Source organism: Halorussus salinus (assembly GCF_004765815.2).
GTDB classification, from domain to species: domain Archaea; phylum Halobacteriota; class Halobacteria; order Halobacteriales; family Haladaptataceae; genus Halorussus; species Halorussus salinus.
On the sequence record NZ_SBIS02000012.1, the window covers coordinates 17,267 to 36,159 of the forward strand.

Below are 18,893 nucleotides of genomic sequence, written 5' to 3' on the forward strand. Positions count from 1 at the left end.
AGCGCACCCTCTCGAAGCACTCGAAGAAGTGACCACCACAACCGCAACCCACAACTACAACCCTCCACGGGAGAGTTTCCCCGGCCACAGACGCTGTTGGCGGTCAAACCGCTCCCTCACCCTCTCTATAGTTGCCGCTGGATGCCGCTGGAACTGATAGACGCACCAGTAAGCGTATCGTGTCACCGCCACGAGGAGCCACCGTTTGGGGTGGGCTACATGTCGTGACGGATTCAGACCGCGGTCGATTACGGTCGGTTGTGGGAGAGAGGTGTCCCTCTCGGGGGATGTGTGGGTCCACCCACTCCGTTATCCGGCCACCTCGTCTGTTGCCGGACCCTCCGACTCACCGAGCGAATGCTCGCCCGGTAGATCGGCGTCGTCCGTGAGAACGACAACGTTCTCCTTGTACGTGAGGCCGTCCGCGGTGCGTTTCTTCTGGGTAGTGATGAGGCGGTGCTTGCTGAGTTCTCGCATCGCGTCAAGCGTCCGCCGCGCCAATTCTTGCGCATAGTTTTTCGAGACGCCCTCCTCGTTTGCGCGAATCCAGTCCGCAAGGTCCGAGGATTTCAGGTAGACGCGCCACCCGCTGCTGCCGGTGGTCCACAACTGATAACGGCCGGGATCGTCTCGTTCTCGCCACGCTTTCGCCGCTAATTCGTCTGGCTTCCGGTTGGTGACGCTCGCGAGCATTTCGTCATCATAGCGAGCAAGTCGCTGGATCGGGAGGAGGTCGGCCGTGGAGTGTGCGACTGCGCCGCCACGATTGAGTGCATCCTCCTCTCCAGGCAAGCGAGCATAGTGGTTGCCGTCGTCTTTCGTGACCCGCTCGACGCGCTCGCCCTCGATGTCGAGCAGTTCGTCCATGATGTTCGGCTCGACGTTGTCATACTGGAGGTGTGCGCTTTTTTCGAGTTCTCGCGATTGGAGTTCCGCGATCATCGACCGCGTTCCGTTCGCCTTCGCTTCCAGCGCGCTCAGGCGCGCATCGTGTTCGCCTTCGACTGTCTCCGCTACGTTTGCGAGTCGCGCTTCGGCTTCCCGGCGTGCGTCACGTTCGTTGGCTAGTTCGTCGCGGAGGTCGTCTACCTCGGCTTCGAGGTCGGCGATCTGTTCGTGGAGGTCCGCGGTTGCTTGCTGGATGCGTTGTTCGACGAGTTCATCGAGCTGGTCGGGGAGTACTTGTTCGGTCGGGGTGTGCGATTCGTCGGTGGGGGTGTCGGTGGTCATGGGTTCTCGGGGAGGTTCGGTGATAGTTGGATGGCGATACCGCTAGGCGTGCATGCGCGCGAACGGACGAACAAGGGCCGACTGAGCTACCCGCGGGATTGCCCGCGGAGACACTCAGTCGGCGGATTCACGAGGAGTTCCGTCTCAGGTATGTCGATATCGAGCGAGGTAGCGTTCCGCACGAACAACTGCGCAACTAGGCTTTCGCCCTCCTCGGTGAGGTTGCAGGTGAATCCACGGGCGTCCTCCGGGTGATCGGTCTTCGTGATGAAGCCTCGCTCGACGAGTTCGTTGAGCCGCGGGTAGAACTGGCCGCCCTCGGTGTTGGTCTGGCCGAGTGTTTCGAGTTCCTCCATGACATCCGTCCCAACCGGGGTGTCGTTCGCTTGGTTCGCGCGGTAGGCCGCGAGTAGGAGGTCGCGTTTATAGCTCGTGAGATCGGCCGCCATCTCCGTTATTGAGCGAGACGAATTCATCGACGGTCACCTCCCGTGCGAGCAGTAAATTCCGTGGGTAGGGTGCAACCACAGGGCTGGAGGGTGTGTTCCGTGGGACTATCGGCAGTGATCGCGGAAATCTTCGAATTACAGCACGGACACTCACCATCCTCAAGCGTCGTCGTGACACTACTCATTGGTCGGTCACCTCCTCGTTCGCACGGCGGATCCGCTGGCAGAACTGGCAGGGTGCGTACCGCTGGTCTTGAGCGTCGGCGCGGGCGAGTTGTGTGAGGTCGTCGTGGTCCACCGGGCACAGCGGGGTATCGTCGTGGTCGGTCTCGTGGTAGGCGTACGTATTCGTCCGATTCGTCGTCCGGACGAGAACGGTGTCACTTGCGGGAAACGTATCCTGTTCGGTGCGGCGATCAAGTTCCTCGCGCGTCGGGTCAGCAACCGTCTCCGGGTCCGGACACGTATGGCTCGACAGCTGGACCGTCGGCGTTCCGCACTCGTCGCACACATCGAACGTCTCGGGAATAGCTTCCGTGAGGTCCGGCCCGAACTTTTCGGTGGCTTGCGTCATGACTCGCCCTCCTGTTCGAAGGCGTCCGTTTGGCTCGGGGCAGAATCGGACTCAAGTTCGATGCCGGTCTGTTCTGCACGTCGGCGCGCGAATGTATTCAGCAGGGTGCGGGCTTGCTCAGTCGTCGCATACTCGTTCGTCCGGCCATCGCGTTCGGCCTTCTCCAGCAACCCGCGCTCAACGTGTTTATCGAGATTTTGGTAGAGTCGCGAATGATTAATCTCCTCGGGGTACTCGGCGTCAAGGTAGGACTTGACCGCGAGGCCCTTCGGTGGACTGTCCTGGCGTTCGAGCGCGCGGACCGCAAACAAGAGATCGCGCTCAAACGCACGGAGGTCCGCGACCGACCAAGAGGAGTCCGCGCTCATCGCGGGACTCCTCTCGTCGTCAGGGTAGTTGCGAAGCTAGTCGCTGGTCGTGCGGGACATTCAAGTCCCGTCTGAGTATAGGCGAACATGCGGTTCGTTTCTTCGAACGACCGCACGACGGGTCCGTGCGCCATCACGGATCCACTTCTGAGAGTCCGTCGATTGGTCGTTAGTTCCATCTCAACAGGACTAACTAATAAAACTAATCATTAATCCATGTTCTGAGAACACTAATTCATTATTTGCGTGTAAGAGTCGGCGTCGTTATCCCTCGGTCGTTGCACGCTATCCACATGCGCCAGCGTCCCGACTGGATGAGTCCCACGGATGATCTTATCCTCCAAACGCTGGCAGATTCCGATCTCGTTCTCACACCTGCAGTACTCGCATACAATCTAGATATTAGCAGAGATCACGTTAACCGACGACTCTCAAAATTTGTTGAGGCTGGGTTGGTCAATCGTCCTGACAGAGGTTACTATATCCTTAGCGAAACTGGCGAGCAGTACCTCACAGGCGACCTTGATGCGAGTGAGCTAGAAGACGAATAAAATGCGCCCGCGGGTCTCATGGATGAGCGGCCCAGACGATACTATTCTCGAATTCTATGCGGAGAAAGATCTCACCACAACTCCCAAAACAGTCCATTATAATCTCGCCAATCGATACGGGTTTCTTGATATCTCGTATGGCCACCTCAAACGACGCATGCGGACCTTAGCCGACCACGGCCTCCTTACCAAGGTAGATGGAATGCGCGGCGGCTACGAACTCACCGACAAGGGCCAGAAGTATCTCGCGGGCGGATCTCGATGCCAAAGAACTGGAAAACGACGAGGAGTAGCGTGATGGTCAGTCAGTTTATCTTCGGGGTTAGTCTCTTTTCTTTAGATTATTTATATGTTCCTTGTATTTTTTGTACTCGGATTCAACAATACGTCCTCTGTCTATAACTACGTAGCTTTGTTCCCAAAGCCGTTTGTAGTACTGTCCCCACTGATCATTCAATTCCTCTGAACGGATATATGAATCACGAGGATACGTCGATTCACGTTGCTCTCCGACGGCCACAAAATATGCACTTTCGTCGTCTATCAGTTGAACGGCAATATGTTCATTCAGGTCCTTTTCAGGTTTGTTATCTGGTAAACAAGCCAAAGAAAAGTTCCCGTCACCCTTATGAGTCTCTACCAACTCCTCTACCCACTCTTCCATCTCTGGAATTGCCCTGATTAGACGACGAAATTGTGCATCTGAAGATTTTGTCACCCTTTCGATTTCCCTATAATAGTTTATTTTATTTTCATTGGCGCTATCGAGAGGGCTTTTATTATCAAAATAACTAATAAAGACCTGATGTTTAGCGGATCGCACTTTCTGTAGAAAGTGAGAATAGAAATTTGGCTCTCTTATTGGATCAACTATTGATTCATTTTTAGTAGACTTTCTAACCTTCTCTAAACTTTTATCGATGTCATTCAGCCTTCTTTTAAGAAATTCATGTGTTGTCGCTATTTGAACGACTAAGAGACTTATAAATGCGCCTAGAAGGGTATTTGTACTCCATCCTGTGAATATAGTCAACAATGTCACTATTACAGCCAATATAAAAGTAATAACGTACGATAGGTGCCGTGTACTCAGTTGCCATAAACTCATTGTATACTATATGTATGATGGTTATATGCTGACTTATTAAACTTCTTAAATAGAAAGTATTTTTTACTAAGGTATGATTTTCATTATCTGCAATGGTTAAGAGACAAGTTAAAAGAAAAAGAAATGACATAATCCTGCTTTCGATTGACCCTCAATTTTCTGAGGAAATATTCTCGGGTAAAAAAGAGTACGAATTTCGGAAACCAAGTCTCCCCAAAGACTTGTCGTATGTAGTGCTGATGGAGAACGGGTACCGACATATTGTTGGCGGTTTTAGCGTTGGCAGCGTTTATGAGGGAGAAATTGCTTCCCTTTGGGAAAATTTTGGCAAAGATATATCCGTCAAAGATCGGTTTATGTCCTATTTCGAAGGTTGGGAAACAGGATTAGCAATAGAAGTTGATGAGATTGATAAATTTGAGGAACCTATTTCTGTAGAGGATATTACTAAAGTAGATGATGAATTAAAGGTCCCCAACCAATTCTCATTCATTTATTTAACGGACCGTTCTCTCCGTCTCTTGGCAGAACACAGTAATTTAATAGGTGACTTCCTCCCCAACACTACGCTATATGATTGGATAGATGGCAAAGAAAAAGAAGGAGAGTCTGAGTTAGATTTTCGCCTGATGGTTCCGGAAGAGGAAGATCAATTCCGGAAATTATTCTCCGAGTCGCCAGTTCCTTCTGAGTACGCTGATATCACCGACTCCTTTATCGATCATATAGTCCAAACGCATGAGGAAGGAGAAGATCCATACGGATACTTCACTAAGAAGAAGGAAATCTATACTCTCCTAGTAGATAATCAAGTAGCGGGCTTTAGTGTTACAACTTGGAAGAGAGGAGGAAGCGTTAAATATGGTCCTACCATGTTGAAAACGGAATATCGAGGAAGAGGATTGGGGCCACAATTTCGAGAACGCTTGGATAAGAAACTGAAAGAGAAAAATGTACGGAAAACATACTCTACCATTCCGGAAACTGCCCATCAGGTACTAACTTATCTTCTTAAATCTGGGTACAAAACGGAAGCTCACATGATCAATCAGTATTCTGAAGACCATAGTGAATTGGTATGTGGTAAATTATTACGATCTGGCTCTCCTCAAGCTAATATTCACCCAACAAGAGAGTCAATAGAAGATTTAGAATTTAGTATTGGCTCCTCCGAGTCAAATGAATTTGAGCAATTCATTCTTGAGTCTATGGAGCCTTGGTATAACGAGATTGATGACAGTTTCGTTAAGTCTGTTCAGAAAGCAGAAAATAGAGAGTTAGAGTCCGAATATCACAAAAAAGGAAAACGAGTCTATATTGGTGGGAAAAATGACCAAATCGAATGTGTGACCATAGCGAGCTTAAAACGTGGAGGCGGCATTAAAATCAGCCCCTTCTTAACTCGTGTCACCGGTGAGAGTATTACAAAGTTCCTCGAGTTCGTAGAAAATGATCTTAGAGAAGTCCAAGGGGCTCGAAAGCTCTATACTCATGTCCCACTCCTTGATTCTGAACTTCTGTCGTTCTTTACCCGCAATGGCTACGGAAGAGAAGGACTTATCCGAGAGCCCTACAAGGAAGGAATTGATATGGTTTTCTTAGGAAAGTTCTTAGATTCATGAGTGATTACGCCTTGAGCAACTGGACAAAAGCACAATATTTCTGGGTAATTAATTTACTTGTCCCAGCCTTGGCTACTGTACTAACTCTTTTTACAGATATTGTCTCAGCTTCAGGTCTTATTGTTATATTCTCTAGCATCCTTCTCTTAGAACTCACGATTGCGTTTGATTACCTCCATACAAAAGTAGATAATATGGACAAAGAACACCAAGACCATTTTAAAAATATTAACAGATTCGTAGAAAATCGGGCTTCGATAGAGGAGATATCAGAATGGAATTTTTATGATCGGTTTATGATTGATGTACGGAATGCAGACCGCCATGTTTATATTAGCTATTTCCACAATGAAAATCCCCTGAACAGCAATAACAATGATCAAAAAGAATATTATAACAAGATCGGAGAAATAACAAAAGAAAAAGCAGATGACAATGTGGAATTTAAGCGACTCATTCGGGCCCTCCCCCAACATGAATCTTGGATAGAAAAAATGAAGGAAGAACACGAAGGCGACCGGAATTTCTCACTAGCTTGTATTCCAGATAATGAACCAGAAAAAGGCAATACAGCCTATATTCCAGTTCAGCTCATTGATCGTGATACTACATATTTTGTTGCTGTCGGTGAACAACGAGAATTAGCGGAACCACGAGATACCTATGTTCAATCAAAGGAGTTGAATAAGCAATGGACTCGCTATTATGACCGACTCTGGAAAGACAGTTTTGAGATAATCAGTCGAGGTAAGGTTCAGCACGATGAAGTGGAAAAGTACGAGAAACATCTAGAGAAAATAGAAGGCTGTAATAAAAATGAGTGAAAATAACCGATCTAACTCGTCGCTTTTTGAAGCAGAGACGGGAATCAGTAACTGTGATAACTTTGCAGAATGCTGTAGTTCTACCTCTTTAGAATTAGAGCGAAGTGATATTCAGCCGGGTGATGAAAGACGCGGTAGTCGGAATCCTAGTGTCTTATTATTGACTGAGGCTCCAGATCAAAAATCAAGCGAAGGAACAGCATATAGCGGACCGACTAGTAGACGGATGATATCCTACTTTTACGATGAAGAATATGGGATTGGTATCAAGGGTGAACCACCAGATTCGTTCAGTGCTTTTCTCAACGAGAATGATTTTTATGCTACTTCTGCAATTAAATGCTTTGTTGGTGGCTCTGTATCCAAAGTAGGAGGTCATGTCGTCAGAAGCTGTAAACGTAAATTTTTATCAAATCAAGTTGGTGCAATGAAAAATTTAGATTTGGTTATCACTATGGGTCGAGTTGCCACTGCCTCGATGTTGGATTCGACGAGTGACCCTTTAGATATACAACTCTCACAAATACTTGGACGTAGAGGAAGTGGAATCTTAACGAAGGAACACGGTCGTGATGTTCCTCTAGTTGCGTTCCCACACCCTTCAGGGCAGAATCCAATGGCTAATCCACCACTAATCAATTCAGATGACAACCGTAAACAGAGAAATAAGAAGATACATTTCAGAGACGCACTTATATTTGTAAGAGATAAGTTAGAGAGAATGGGATACGATGTCCTGCAGGACTCTCCAGATTGTTGGGATTCGCCGGGAGGATTATCTGAGTTCTCTTAACCTAAAATAGAATCAACAAATTCTACAGGGTTTACATAGTAGAAGTTCTGAGGAACAGTAAACGCACGCTCGTTCCCCGATTCTTGATATAGTTTAATTGGCGGGGTTATCGGTTCAACATCCCCAATAAAAATAGCAGTGCCGGAATCTTTCCCATCAAAATATTCCTTGAGTGATTTTCTCGTAGAGGGAGTCTGTTTTGCTCCGAGATCGATTAGCTCCCAAACAGACCGCCTTTCGATTGACTCAATTTCAAAAACTGCAATTATTCCTTTCGTAGGCGCAGTTTCGTACAGGAATCCGACATCTGGAGGATTCGTCTGATTGACATTAGTCCGCCGGAATTCTATTTTCTTACTACCGTCAAGTATGTCCTGACTGTGAGGTTTCTGTATCGGAAGAACAATTCCTTTTTCAGGTTCAGGTGAGATATTATGGATTGAACTGATTATTTCGCTCAGCTTTTGATTCTCACCTTTCCCAAGGCTATCGGGTTTCTTCCATAAAATGGAGTTCCCAACTTTGTTCGATTCTACTTTTCCGTCTTCCTCTAATTCACAAAGACGAGTATATGCGGTTCGTCGTGAACAACCTACAGTATCAGCGATAGTTCTTGTATCTGCAGCTTCTTGATTCTGTAGACAGACTAAGAACTTATCATCGTTGTAGACTGTCCGAAACTCGCCATCCTTACTACGTTGTTGCGGGGACATAATCTAGGTACGTAACCGTCTCCTATGGAGGAGATGGTAGCCTAGCAACTTAAAACATGAGTTCTCCTTTAGAGATATCTCCATACTCTGGTCAATATAAAGGTGGGCAATAAGATTGGTTATTCTCCGGATGAGGATCAGAAGAGGGCTAACTCATTGTACTCCTACAACGCTCCACGGCCTTGCTCAGTCACGAGGGATATCTTTACGGGACAATTATCGGTCTTACACTTCTCGATTCCGCCACGCTAAATGCTACAGACCAATCTGAATCGATGCTAACCAATGAAGTCCTTCCTAGCGACAGCAGTCATTGGTTAGTAGCTGGCGCGAATCCTAACCTTCGCCACTCGGGAAAACTCCGCGCGGTCTCCAATACCAACAGCATTCTGTCACGATATCGCTAACCAATGAAGCCGACTCCCGAAACCCGCCACCATTGGTTAGCGAAAGCTACCGTCCATCTCGACCCTCACGTCTACCCGACTAACTAGCGACAACCACCGACCGCAATCAAGAGAGTACCTCCACCCCAACTGACGCGCTATGCGTCGCTTCCGTCGTCTGGCCCGCTGTACTCCTCCAACTCAACACCCGTCAAAACCAACCGACTCGTCTGCGATGCGGCCACTTGCAACACTCCAAGGAACGCGGTCGCCACAACCTCGGCTGTCCCGAGCGTGGGCGTCTCAATCTCACCCTCGTTACAGTCCCGACAATACATCCGCGGCAGGTTCCACTGGTCGTGTCCGGCGGTCCGATACGCATACACCGTGACACAGTGGCTGTCGTGTAACTCCCGACCACACCAACAGCAGGTGCCTTTCGCTCCGGCTAGCCCAACCTGCAACCCAGTAAGCACTTGCTCGATGTCGGTCTCGACTCGCACGGTCTCGGCCTCCGACTCGGCATACGCCATCCTAGCGACACCTCCAACAGACGACGCCCTCGCCACTCGTCTGACCGCCACACTCAGGACATGCTGCGTCAGCAAGCATCGAGTCGGAGCGCCGCGCCTGTTCTTCAGCACGCTCCATACGCTCACACTCACGGCAAATCCGATAGGGCGTACAACACCCACACTTGCGACACCCCATACTCACACCTCCTCCGAACGGACTGCATTCGATTCGCTGGCGATACGCTTTTCTTCGCGTAGACTTGACTCGAACATGGCTTTCCTCCTACCATTGGAAAGCCGTGGTCTCGGGTGTTGGCGCACCCGCGGACCGTTCTTCCGAAAAGAAGAACAAGTCCGTGTAGCCTCGGCTTTCCTAACTAGAGTTAGGAACGTAATCAAGTTAAAGCTACTGGAAGCAAAACACAAGATAGAGCGTCCAAAACGCGGTAAAACGCGCGTTTCACACCGCTAGAACCGCACTTAAACTGCGCTCTACAGTCCCTCCTTGGACCGGAGTATGTCGCGCTAACCAATGCCAGCCGCTATTCGGTTGGCGTCATTGGTTAGTGAAACCGAGACAAATAAAGTGTATCTTGGAGTCGGCCGAAAGACTTCGGCTGTCACGATTTCCCGTGTCGGAGGAGGTCTACATATCTCTCGAACAACTCGTCGGTTATCGACGCCCTACGCAGGCCCCCTAACTCGGTGTATCGGTGCGCTTGCGGGTACTCCTCGCCGAAGGGAATCGCTGCCAGCTCGTAGAGTATCCCCGACTCGAAGACCACCGTCTTCTGCGCACCGAACGTCACCTCCTCGCCCGTGTCTACCGAGTTCGCTAGTTCGGCCTCGGCGGCCGGAACAACCGTCTCGGCCGCGACGGACCGGACCTCGCGCGCCGTCCGCGTGGTGTAGACCGCGGTGTACTCCGGCGTCTGTCCCATCCGGACGAAACCTACGCGTCGTTCTCCTGCAGGAACGTCAGCCCGGACTCCTGCGACGGGAAGACGACCACTGGCGCGTCGTCGGGTCTCTCCAACTCGCTTCGCGAGATCTCCCTGGCGACCGCGTTCGCGCCGACCGCCGGTTTCCACTCGTCGGCTCCTCCACTTCCACTACTCTCCCCACCGCCTTTGTCGCCTCCGCACTTGGCGACGAGCTTGGCTTGCGCCTTGAGCGACCGAACCAGCGTATCTACGAGTTCCTTGGTCTCGGTTTCGAGTTCGACCTCCGGACCTCGTCGATTTCATCGTTTATATAGATGCTTTGGTGTTAGATTACTATCTAGAACGAAGTTCTTAACACATTGGTAGACGATGATAGTATATGCGTCGGAGAGAATATCTCACAGGACTATCGTTGGGATTAATCGCACTTTCTGGCTGCTCCATATTGGAAACTGAGACCCAAAATAATGACCCACAAGCAAATTCGTCAGTAAATGTTTTGAATGAATTTTGCGAAGATAAATCGTCACATATCAATATCAGTAAACATAACGATGGAGGGATAAAGTTCAGAGGTGTAATCAAAGATATAAAAAAGGGATATGGGATCGATTCTACTGTTTACGGTTCACCTGAAGAGAAGAGTCTCGTCTGTACAATTCGGTCCTCAGAACAGCGGTCTCCATCTATTGACTGTTCTGGAAGTGTCGAATATTCTGGTACAATAGAATATTCGAATTTTGAAATAACGGAAGTTTGGTTCATCCACACAGTCAATGGCGAACAAGGACTGGGACGAACCATCGAGACTGAACCATCATGATCGAATTTTGCACCTGTTGACTCTAAACAGGATATGTACTACATCACTTTTCTGTGGTAGCTTCCAAAGATGCGTTTTCGGGAGTAACCTCGTAGACAGGTCCGTCCTGTACGAATTCTTCGGGAAGACCAAGTTCTTCAATTTCACTCTCACTGAGTTTCTTTCGTGAGCTACTTTGAGTGCTGATGCCTCCATCAGAGCCAGACTCAAAGACGTACGATTCTTCAACTTCCGAGTAAGGGTCACGAATATCCTCATAAGCATTCGCTTCCTTGAGGTCTACGTAATGGTGGAGATCGAATGACACGGGTGCGCCTTGGCTGGGGGGTTCTATGAGGAAATCAATGAAGTGACCAACAAGATTGTGTCTCAGCTCACTCGCCCATTTATTATTCGTGTGACCCCATGCATAATGTTGGCCATTATCTAGAGACTTGGTCTGTCCATCGGTGAAGACAGCGGACTTCACTATGTCTGCCGCAAGTACAGCGGCTCCGGTTTGTATACTAGCTAACCCGATTGCACCTTTGAGGGTTGTCCATGCTACGTTAGCTGGAACACTTGTTTCTTGAGCGGAGCCAGCCGTATCAGGCCAAACACAAATGTTATTAGGGTCCATGTTTGCATAGAGACTTCCATCAGAGACTTGAATCCGTGATCCGTGCCCTTTTAGATAGGCATCGTAATTGCCATCGCCACAGCCGTCGAATCCAAACACTGCAGTGGCTCCGTGGTACAGTTGATCTCCAACGGAGTTTGTATACATGCTTAGCATATACGTAGTACTGTATACCCAGCCACTGTCCAGATTGTCTGAATCTACAACATCCGGACTACCGTAATCCCATCGGGAGCCATCTTCTAGCCAATCTGGGTCTGTGCAACTCCCAGCACTGGCTACACCTGCTCCAATTGTGAGCGAACTTGCGATCGATCCAACTGACGCCGATAGCACCTTCCGTCGGTTGATTTCTTCCGACATCATGTTAGAAAACCTATTAGTTCTAGTTAAATCTTTATACATTAGATTTTTGTCCAATATTAGTGTTAGGCAACTATAATTAGAAAATTGTCTTTCTTGAGCTATCATTGTTATTTTCATTATTAATAATAAATTTAGCAAATCAGACGTTTTAAGCCCGAATTCTATGTTAATAACCGCCAAGCCCAGCGTACTCCTCGACATCGTCGATTCCCAGCGTCGGCTTTTCGTCGTGGTTTAGGAGAACGTCGACGTGTACCGAATTGTCCTTGAGCTGCTGGAGGTGACGCACCTTGACGCCGGGAGGAGGCTTCTCAATGACTTCTACTTTCTCGTAGTCAAACTCAAGGGCCGCCGGTACGCGCTTGTGCAGCGAGCGCGTGACTCTTCGGTCAGCACGCGGTCCATTAGAAAGGCGGAGTCGATTTCAGTCACGATTGAGAACACGGAGAGAAAGAATGTGAAGGTCAGTCGTGGACAGAATGGATGTGAAAGTGGGGACACAAACTCTCAGACACCACAAATAACAGTACATTCGAGAAGGTAAATTCAAAGAGGACTGGCGGAGACAATACATGAGATAGAACAAGTCCACCCCGAGAAAACGAACGTTTCATACCATCTATAGAGTATTTAAATCAACTCGCAAAACCCACCAACCACGACGGTCTCCTCTCCTCGACCGTTCGAGGCGCGTAGCTGGTGGGACAAACCCGTTGTCTAGCTCTCAACTGTACCAACAACAGATGTCTTTCGCACCAACCTACGGTTCCCGAAGCATCGTCCTTTGTTTCCGTCGACCCCCCAGGGGTTCAGGGGGAATTGAGGGTCGACGGAAACACTTGTATGCGTTCGGCCATGAGAGCCTGTGAGGCCGGGAAATCCGGCATGGTTCCAGATGCACCCTTGTGGGGTTGAAGCATCGGTAGCCACGGCGAAGAGCTGTTTGAACGGAACATCGAGTTCCAGATGCACCCTTGTGGGGTTGAAGCTAAGGGAGAGAAATCAAGCGTCTCGCTCTACGACAACGTTCCAGATGCACCCTTGTGGGGTTGAAGCGATGGAATCCCCACCAGACAGTCACGACGAACACTGTTCCAGATGCACCCTTGTGGGGTTGAAGCGTCCCTCCTCGTGAGGGGGCCGAGTCGTGAGGGGTTCCAGATGCACCCTTGTGGGGTTGAAGCACGTCGTAGTAGCCCGCTCCGCCAACATTGCCGGTGTGTTCCAGATGCACCCTTGTGGGGTTGAAGCGTCGAGGTGAGTTGGCCGAACCCCTACCGGCGCTAGTTCCAGATGCACCCTTGTGGGGTTGAAGCACTTTACGCTGGACAACCCCAACGCTTCGGCGCAGTTCCAGATGCACCCTTGTGGGGTTGAAGCCGGGGTAAGTCCGCCAAGTTGACCTCCCCGCCCAGTTCCAGATGCACCCTTGTGGGGTTGAAGCTCTCCAATGTCGGCTCAAGATTCGTCACGAACCGTTCCAGATGCACCCTTGTGGGGTTGAAGCGCCTTCGACCACAAACCAGACACTGCACGAAACGCGGGTTCCAGATGCACCCTTGTGGGGTTGAAGCACAGGTTGCGTAGACAAACACGCAATGCCAGAACAGTTCCAGATGCACCCTTGTGGGGTTGAAGCGAGGGGTCAACACTGCTGATAACGGACGTTCCGGAGTTCCAGATGCACCCTTGTGGGGTTGAAGCGACCGCGCTGAGGCGGCGCTGGCCGACCGAGGCCATGGTTCCAGATGCACCCTTGTGGGGTTGAAGCCCGATCACCGACGAGGGCAAAGAGTACCTGATGAAGGTTCCAGATGTGCCCTTGTGGGGTTGAAGTACGGTCGAAGCGACCAGTGCGACGAGCGTCGTGAGTGTTCCAATTGTACCACGTGGGATCAAGCGATAGTGGTGGCTCAGATCACGACTGTTCCCGACAGTCGTAGATGTTCTCTCACCAAAGAGTTTTAACCAAACAACATTTTTTCAAAGCTAATGGATGAGGACGATGACAAAAGTATCGTAGACCGGTACCTCGCCGCCGAGCGCGACCCCCACCGCGACCCGAAAACTCCGATAACGGGCCTGATGGTCCAGTACTACCACGTCTGTGAGCGCGAACTCTGGTTCATGTCCCGCGGGTTGGACATCGACCGTGAAACAACGAACATCCAGCGAGGTAGCTACGTCGACGAAAACAGCTACGACGACCGCCGGAAGTCCTACCAGATTAACGGCCGGATTCAACTCGACGTACTCGACTCCGGCGACGTGATGGAGGTGAAAGTCTCCTCGACGCTAGAGAAACCAGCTCGGATGCAGCTGCTATACTACCTCTGGTATCTCGACGAGGTTCTTGATATCGAGAAAGACGGCGTTCTCGCGTATCCGAAGGAACGCAAACGCGAGAACGTCGAGCTGAACGATGAAACGCGGTCAGAAGTCGAAAACACTATTCGCGGTATTATCGAGGTGGTTGAGCGCGACGCACCACCAGAGCTGGAGAAAAAACCGTACTGTGACGCCTGCCTCTATCAGGACATCTGTTGGGTATAACGATGCCAAAGGATAATCATCACATCTTCGCCGACGGCGAACTGTCTCGAAACGAAGGCACTCTCCGAATCGATACCTTGGACGGTGAGACGGAATACCTCCCGGTCGAGAGTGTCGATACGCTGTATCTCCACGGCCAGATCGACTTCAATACGCGGGCGCTCGGCCTGCTCAACGACCACGGCGTTCCGGTTCACGTGTTCGGGTGGAAAGACTACTATCGCGGGTCGTACCTTCCGAAGCGCGAGCAAGTCTCCGGAAACACGGTGGTTGAACAGGTACGAGCGTACGACGATACTGACCGTCGACTCCGTATTGCGCACGACATCATCGCCGCCAGCATTCACAACATGCGGGCGAACATCCAGTACTACGACGGCCGGACGGAAGACTTCGGGAGCGCGGTAGACCGCCTCGAAGAGCAGAAAGCACGTATCTTCGATACGACCGAAATCAACGAACTTCGCGGCATCGAAGCGACCGCACGGAAGATTTACTACCGCTGTTTCGACCGTATTCTCCGCGACCCGTTCGAGTTAACGAAGAGAGAGTACAATCCGCCGACGAACGAAGCGAACGCCCTAATCTCGTTTCTGAACTCGATGGTGTACACGACGTGCGTGTCGGCGATTCGGAAGACGGCGCTCGATCCGACAATTGGGTTCGTCCACGAACCTGGCGAGCGTCGGTTCACGCTCTCGCTCGACATCGCGGACATTTTCAAGCCGATCCTCGCCGATAGGGTTCTGTTCCGACTCGTCAATCGACAGCAAGTCGGTATTGATGATTTCGAAAGCGAACTCGGGGGGTGTCTGCTTACTGAGGACGGCCGCGCGGCGGTTCTGGAGGCGTTTGAGGAGACGCTCGACCGGACCGTTGAACATCCGCGGCTTGAACGGAAAGTAAGCTATAAGACGCTTGTTCGAACCGACGTGTATAGCTTGAAGAAGCACATCCTTACCGGCGAACCGTATCGTCCGACGGAGCGGTGGTGGTAACGTGATAGTGATCGTTGTCTACGACGTGCCTGCCGAACGAACTCGGATCTACCGGAAGCTCCTGCGTCGCCGACTCGAACACCTCCAACAATCGGTCTTCTACGGCGACCTGACTGAAGGCCAGATAACGGGAATGAAAAACGAAATCCGAGACAAACTGGAAGGCGATGATTCCGTTATCGTGTTTGAGGCCGGATCGTCTGCTATCGTCGATTACGAAACCTTCGGTGATACCGACGACCCCGGCAGTCGCTTCACCTAATCTCCGTCGACCTCCCGGGGGTTCAGGGGGAATTGGAGGTCGACGAAAACACTTGTATGCGTTCGGCCACGAGCGGACGTATGGCCGGGAAATCCGGCATGGTTCCAGACGCACCCTTGTGGGGTTGAAGCAAACCCGGCCGTTAGCGAAGATAACCAGAATCTCTTGTTCCAGACGCACCCTTGTGGGGTTGAAGCTTCCAGATCGTGAACGCGCAGGGCGTCACGAACACGTGTTCCAGATGCACCCTTGTGGGGTTGAAGGTGTGTGGTGTTACTGTTGTCCAGGTGGTCGGGTGTTGCAGCACGTCGATAGTCTGTTATAGCGGCTGCTGCGACTGGACGAATGCTAACCTCCATCAGTTAGCGTGAACTAAGGGATCGGCCCTTCATTTCCATATATCAAAATATAGTTTATTCAAACATAGCGATTTTGAGCTATTCTGGGTCTGTTGTGGGTTTCCAGTGGAGGGGACTACACAGAACACTACTGCGTAGATTGAGTGAAACGCTCTTCCGGTCGAAGACACAAGTATCAAACTAGAGGTCGCCGAAACAGGCAACCTGTAGATTCTAGTGGTGTTGAAACCGCAGGGCCGTTGTACTCGGGTTGAAATCCGGTAACAGAATCCCCAGATCTTCAGGCACGCGAGGAGGTTAACTTGATCAAGCCGTCATCGACATGGTTGGGGCCGGATACTGGGCGACAGTGGCGCTCTCGGAACGTCCCGACGCCTCGATTGAAGAGGCGACCGCACAGTCTAGTGATTACTCATCTTGCGGTAAGCAGGAAACCCCGCCCTTTAGCGCGGGGGAGGAATCTGCGACCGTGCTTCTCGCGCTTACAGCCTGAGCATGTAGGGTGGAAACATTCCGAATTGAGTTCGGATGAGGTACTCAGTACCGCCGAGCAGAAGGCCAATTACGACTAGTACGGGCCAGAACAGCACGTAGCCAACGAAGGGTTCTCCAACAGTCGGCTCGGTAACAAAGTAAAACCCGTACACGAACACTGCGACCGTAAGCATCGGCGTCACAAGCGAGTATCGCGTGAGGAGAACTAACGGAACGGCGACTGTCGTTGTCAGTCCGATTCCACTCCAGACCACCCCGACAGGCCCGATTCGAGCATTTTGAGAGAGGAACCAGAGACCAAAGACTGCGTTAGCGAGACCGATGAGGAGAGCGAGTCCTATCGAGAAGCGAAGCCCTCTCAGAACAGATTGAGCCATAAAATAAAATCACCTTAGTTTATTATAACTTTTTCTGGCCACGTCGGATCGTAGACTTTGCCAATGTACCGTCAGAACCGTCGATGGTACTTCAGAGAGTTTACTCGCAGGTCCCCATCCCCCCGCTTAGCCAACTGCCGGAGAATTCAGCCACTTCGAAGGCTCACATATCGGCATCCCCGAACGCCCCAGCCAACTTCTCCCACACCGCATCACGACGCGCCTACCGGACCTCCTCGCCCGAGAGGAGTTCCGCGAAACACCCTTGACCGACGCACTCCCTTGGTCTTTGACGATGCCTTCGAGGTGTCGGTCGAACACTTGACATCATCAATATAATCGATTTACTCACTGATCGGCTTCATCGAATGCTTCCCCGGCCTCCTCAGCAGTCTCCTCGGCGGAGATGTGCGAGTAGGCGTCCATCGTCGTCTTCGGGTCCGCATGAAGCAAGTGCTTTTGGGCCTGCTCCCACCCCTTCTCGCGGACGAGCGTATCACCAGCGCCCCGCCGCCCGCCGTGCAGTTCCAAGTACTCGCCGTCGTCGGTGTTCAGGTCGGGTACGTCCGCGGCCTTCGAGAGCCGTTTCATCAAGTTTCGGCCGCCCGCGGTCGTCAGCGCCGGAGGTGCAATGTCCTCGGCGTAGCAGACCTCCAACGCCGTCGCATCTGCGCGCCTCGCTTCAATCTCCTCGTCGTCGTAGCCCTCGGCGTCGAGGCCATCCGCGACCGTCGAGGAGAGCGAGGGCGCGTGAAGCGTCGGGAAGACGGGCCACTCTTCGGAGGGCGGGTCGAAGACTTGTTTCCAGCGGGCGAGCGCCGAGACAGCCTGCTTTGGGACGCCGGTCTGCGTGTACTCTTGAGAGCCTTTTTCGAGAATCGTCATGGTACCGCGGTCGAGGTCCACGTCTGTCCAGCGTACGCCGTCGCGGCGGTCGTCGTTGCGGTCGGAGAGGATCTCGCCGCCGCGGACGCCCGAATATGCGATTGTCGCGACGAACGCCCGGTCGCGCGTCTCCGCGAGCGCATCCCCGCCCTCCTCGTCTATCGCCTTAGAGGCACGCTCATTCACATACGCCATAATCGACGAGCGTTGCGCTGGCGACCAGAGCTGTTGGGTGTGTTCGCTCCGCTGGTCGTCGTCGGGGAGCGCGTCAGTCGCCCGATCTTTCGCGGCCGGGTTGTCCGCGAGGTATTCGCGGCGCTGGCACCACGAGAGGTACGCTCGCACGTAGTCGTAGTACTTCCGCGCTGACGACGCCGCGAGGCCATTCACGTCATTCGTACGCCGCTTCAGGTGTCGAGCGTATGCTTCGAGGTCGTCCACGTCAAGCGCCGCGAACGTATACGTCGAACGTTCCTCGTGCATCCAGTCGATCCAGTTCTGGTCCCCCTTGTTGAGTACCTGCTCGGCGTTCCGCCGGTAGTTCCCCGAGTCGTTGCCCTTCGACTTATCAGTGAGGAAGTCTTCGAGCGGACCGTCGAGCGGTTGATCGCTCCTACTCGGCATCGGCGACCTCCTCACTGTTGAACTCTTTGAGAGCGTCGTGGTCGCGGTTAAACATGGCGACCACCGTCGACGTGGGGCGGGTGTTGGTCTCGTTGGCGGTGCAACGTGGTCGTGGCGGGTGGTTGGAAGCGCACGTCGTCTTGTGGGGGCATTGGTTGCTCCTTTCGCCGAATCTGGAGGTTTCGCGGTGAGAGGTCGGGTTCTGAGTGATTCGGCGCTTTCGTGCTTCCCTGAGGGCGTGGCCTTACTAAAATCTACTTGTGATTCTTGCGCTAATCACAAGTGCAGATATTGAAAAGTATTTATGCGGCTAAAGGGCCTGAAAGTGCTGGAAGTCGTTGAATTAGGACGTAGGCGGCAATCTTAAACTGTATTTCGGTATATGGAAGCTAAGGGCCGTCGAGTTGAAAAATAAGCCAGTTCCAGATCAGAAATTCGCTCAAGCTTGCTTGTCG

The 18,893-nt window shown here is 51.5% G+C and carries 17 protein-coding genes and 1 CRISPR repeat array; of the genes, 6 read left to right on the forward strand and 11 right to left on the reverse strand.

The window, feature by feature from the left end; all coding sequences use genetic code 11:
- Window positions 1–309: 309 nt before the first annotated feature.
- From EPL00_RS21030 to EPL00_RS21055, 5 genes are all read right to left on the reverse strand, one after another.
- A complete protein-coding gene (locus EPL00_RS21030; RefSeq protein WP_135855324.1) occupies window positions 310–1,230 on the reverse strand; it encodes a hypothetical protein in 921 nt (306 codons plus the stop codon).
- 86 nt (window positions 1,231–1,316) lie between these two features.
- Window positions 1,317–1,679 (reverse strand): helix-turn-helix domain-containing protein, encoded by a 363-nt coding sequence (locus EPL00_RS21035; protein ID WP_162224294.1) that lies wholly within the window; start codon window positions 1,677–1,679, stop codon window positions 1,317–1,319.
- Window positions 1,680–1,860: 181 nt separating this feature from the next.
- Entirely contained in the window at window positions 1,861–2,253 is a 393-nt protein-coding gene (locus EPL00_RS21040) for a hypothetical protein (protein WP_162224295.1), read from the reverse strand.
- The gene (locus EPL00_RS21045) at window positions 2,250–2,621 is read right to left on the reverse strand and encodes a helix-turn-helix domain-containing protein (protein WP_135855169.1); all 372 of its coding nucleotides are present in this window, start codon (window positions 2,619–2,621) and stop codon (window positions 2,250–2,252) included. Before EPL00_RS21045 ends, EPL00_RS21040 begins: the two co-directional genes overlap by 4 nt.
- A gap of 873 nt (window positions 2,622–3,494) precedes the next feature.
- Window positions 3,495–4,214 carry a hypothetical protein gene (locus tag EPL00_RS21055; protein WP_135855171.1) on the reverse strand — a complete coding sequence of 240 codons (720 nt, stop codon included), beginning with the start codon at window positions 4,212–4,214 and terminating at the stop codon, window positions 3,495–3,497.
- Between the two features lie 158 nt (window positions 4,215–4,372).
- Here EPL00_RS21055 and EPL00_RS21060 point away from each other — a divergent pair, with 158 nt between their 5' ends.
- The 3 genes from EPL00_RS21060 to EPL00_RS21070 are packed head-to-tail and all read left to right on the forward strand — an operon-like array spanning window position 4,373 to window position 7,519.
- A complete protein-coding gene (locus tag EPL00_RS21060) occupies window positions 4,373–5,902 on the forward strand; it encodes a hypothetical protein (RefSeq protein ID WP_135855172.1) in 1,530 nt (509 codons plus the stop codon).
- Window positions 5,899–6,726: a hypothetical protein gene (locus tag EPL00_RS21065; RefSeq protein WP_135855173.1), complete on the forward strand. Its 828-nt coding sequence runs from the start codon at window positions 5,899–5,901 to the stop codon at window positions 6,724–6,726. Before EPL00_RS21060 ends, EPL00_RS21065 begins: the two co-directional genes overlap by 4 nt.
- A complete protein-coding gene (locus EPL00_RS21070) occupies window positions 6,719–7,519 on the forward strand; it encodes a uracil-DNA glycosylase family protein (RefSeq protein WP_135855174.1) in 801 nt (266 codons plus the stop codon). The genes EPL00_RS21065 and EPL00_RS21070 overlap by 8 nt, the downstream gene beginning before the upstream one ends.
- Here the strand turns inward: EPL00_RS21070 and EPL00_RS21075 are convergent.
- The 4 genes from EPL00_RS21075 to EPL00_RS21090 form a co-directional block, all read right to left on the reverse strand.
- Complete coding sequence (locus EPL00_RS21075; protein WP_135855175.1) at window positions 7,516–8,232, reverse strand: hypothetical protein; 717 nt, start codon at window positions 8,230–8,232, stop codon at window positions 7,516–7,518. The genes EPL00_RS21070 and EPL00_RS21075 overlap by 4 nt on opposite strands.
- A 544-nt stretch (window positions 8,233–8,776) precedes the next feature.
- On the reverse strand, window positions 8,777–9,151 hold the full coding sequence (locus EPL00_RS21080; RefSeq protein ID WP_135855176.1) for a hypothetical protein: 375 nt from the start codon (window positions 9,149–9,151) through the stop codon (window positions 8,777–8,779).
- A gap of 602 nt (window positions 9,152–9,753) precedes the next feature.
- Window positions 9,754–10,074: a hypothetical protein gene (locus EPL00_RS21085; RefSeq protein WP_135855177.1), complete on the reverse strand. Its 321-nt coding sequence runs from the start codon at window positions 10,072–10,074 to the stop codon at window positions 9,754–9,756.
- An 869-nt stretch (window positions 10,075–10,943) separates the two neighbouring features.
- Window positions 10,944–12,086, reverse strand: coding sequence for a hypothetical protein (locus EPL00_RS21090; protein ID WP_135855178.1), 1,143 nt, complete (start codon window positions 12,084–12,086; stop codon window positions 10,944–10,946).
- Window positions 12,087–12,773: 687 nt separating this feature from the next.
- Window positions 12,774–13,722: direct repeats of the CRISPR family, unit length 30 nt; unit sequence GTTCCAGATGCACCCTTGTGGGGTTGAAGC.
- Window positions 13,723–13,877: 155 nt separating this feature from the next.
- Here EPL00_RS21090 and cas4 point away from each other — a divergent pair.
- The 3 genes from cas4 to cas2 are packed head-to-tail and all read left to right on the forward strand — an operon-like array spanning window position 13,878 to window position 15,698.
- Window positions 13,878–14,438 (forward strand): CRISPR-associated protein Cas4, encoded by a 561-nt coding sequence (gene cas4 / locus EPL00_RS21095; RefSeq protein WP_238398279.1) that lies wholly within the window; start codon window positions 13,878–13,880, stop codon window positions 14,436–14,438.
- A gap of 2 nt (window positions 14,439–14,440) precedes the next feature.
- Window positions 14,441–15,436, forward strand: coding sequence for a type I-B CRISPR-associated endonuclease Cas1b (gene cas1b / locus EPL00_RS21100; RefSeq protein WP_135855326.1), 996 nt, complete (start codon window positions 14,441–14,443; stop codon window positions 15,434–15,436).
- 1 nt (window position 15,437) lies between these two features.
- Window positions 15,438–15,698: a CRISPR-associated endonuclease Cas2 gene (gene cas2, locus EPL00_RS21105; RefSeq protein ID WP_135855179.1), complete on the forward strand. Its 261-nt coding sequence runs from the start codon at window positions 15,438–15,440 to the stop codon at window positions 15,696–15,698.
- A gap of 841 nt (window positions 15,699–16,539) precedes the next feature.
- Here cas2 and EPL00_RS21110 read toward each other — a convergent pair.
- Entirely contained in the window at window positions 16,540–16,929 is a 390-nt protein-coding gene (locus EPL00_RS21110; RefSeq protein ID WP_135855180.1) for a hypothetical protein, read from the reverse strand.
- Window positions 16,930–17,277: 348 nt separating this feature from the next.
- On the reverse strand, window positions 17,278–18,438 hold the full coding sequence (locus EPL00_RS21115; RefSeq protein ID WP_135855181.1) for a tyrosine-type recombinase/integrase: 1,161 nt from the start codon (window positions 18,436–18,438) through the stop codon (window positions 17,278–17,280).
- Between the last annotated feature and the right edge of the window lie 455 nt (window positions 18,439–18,893).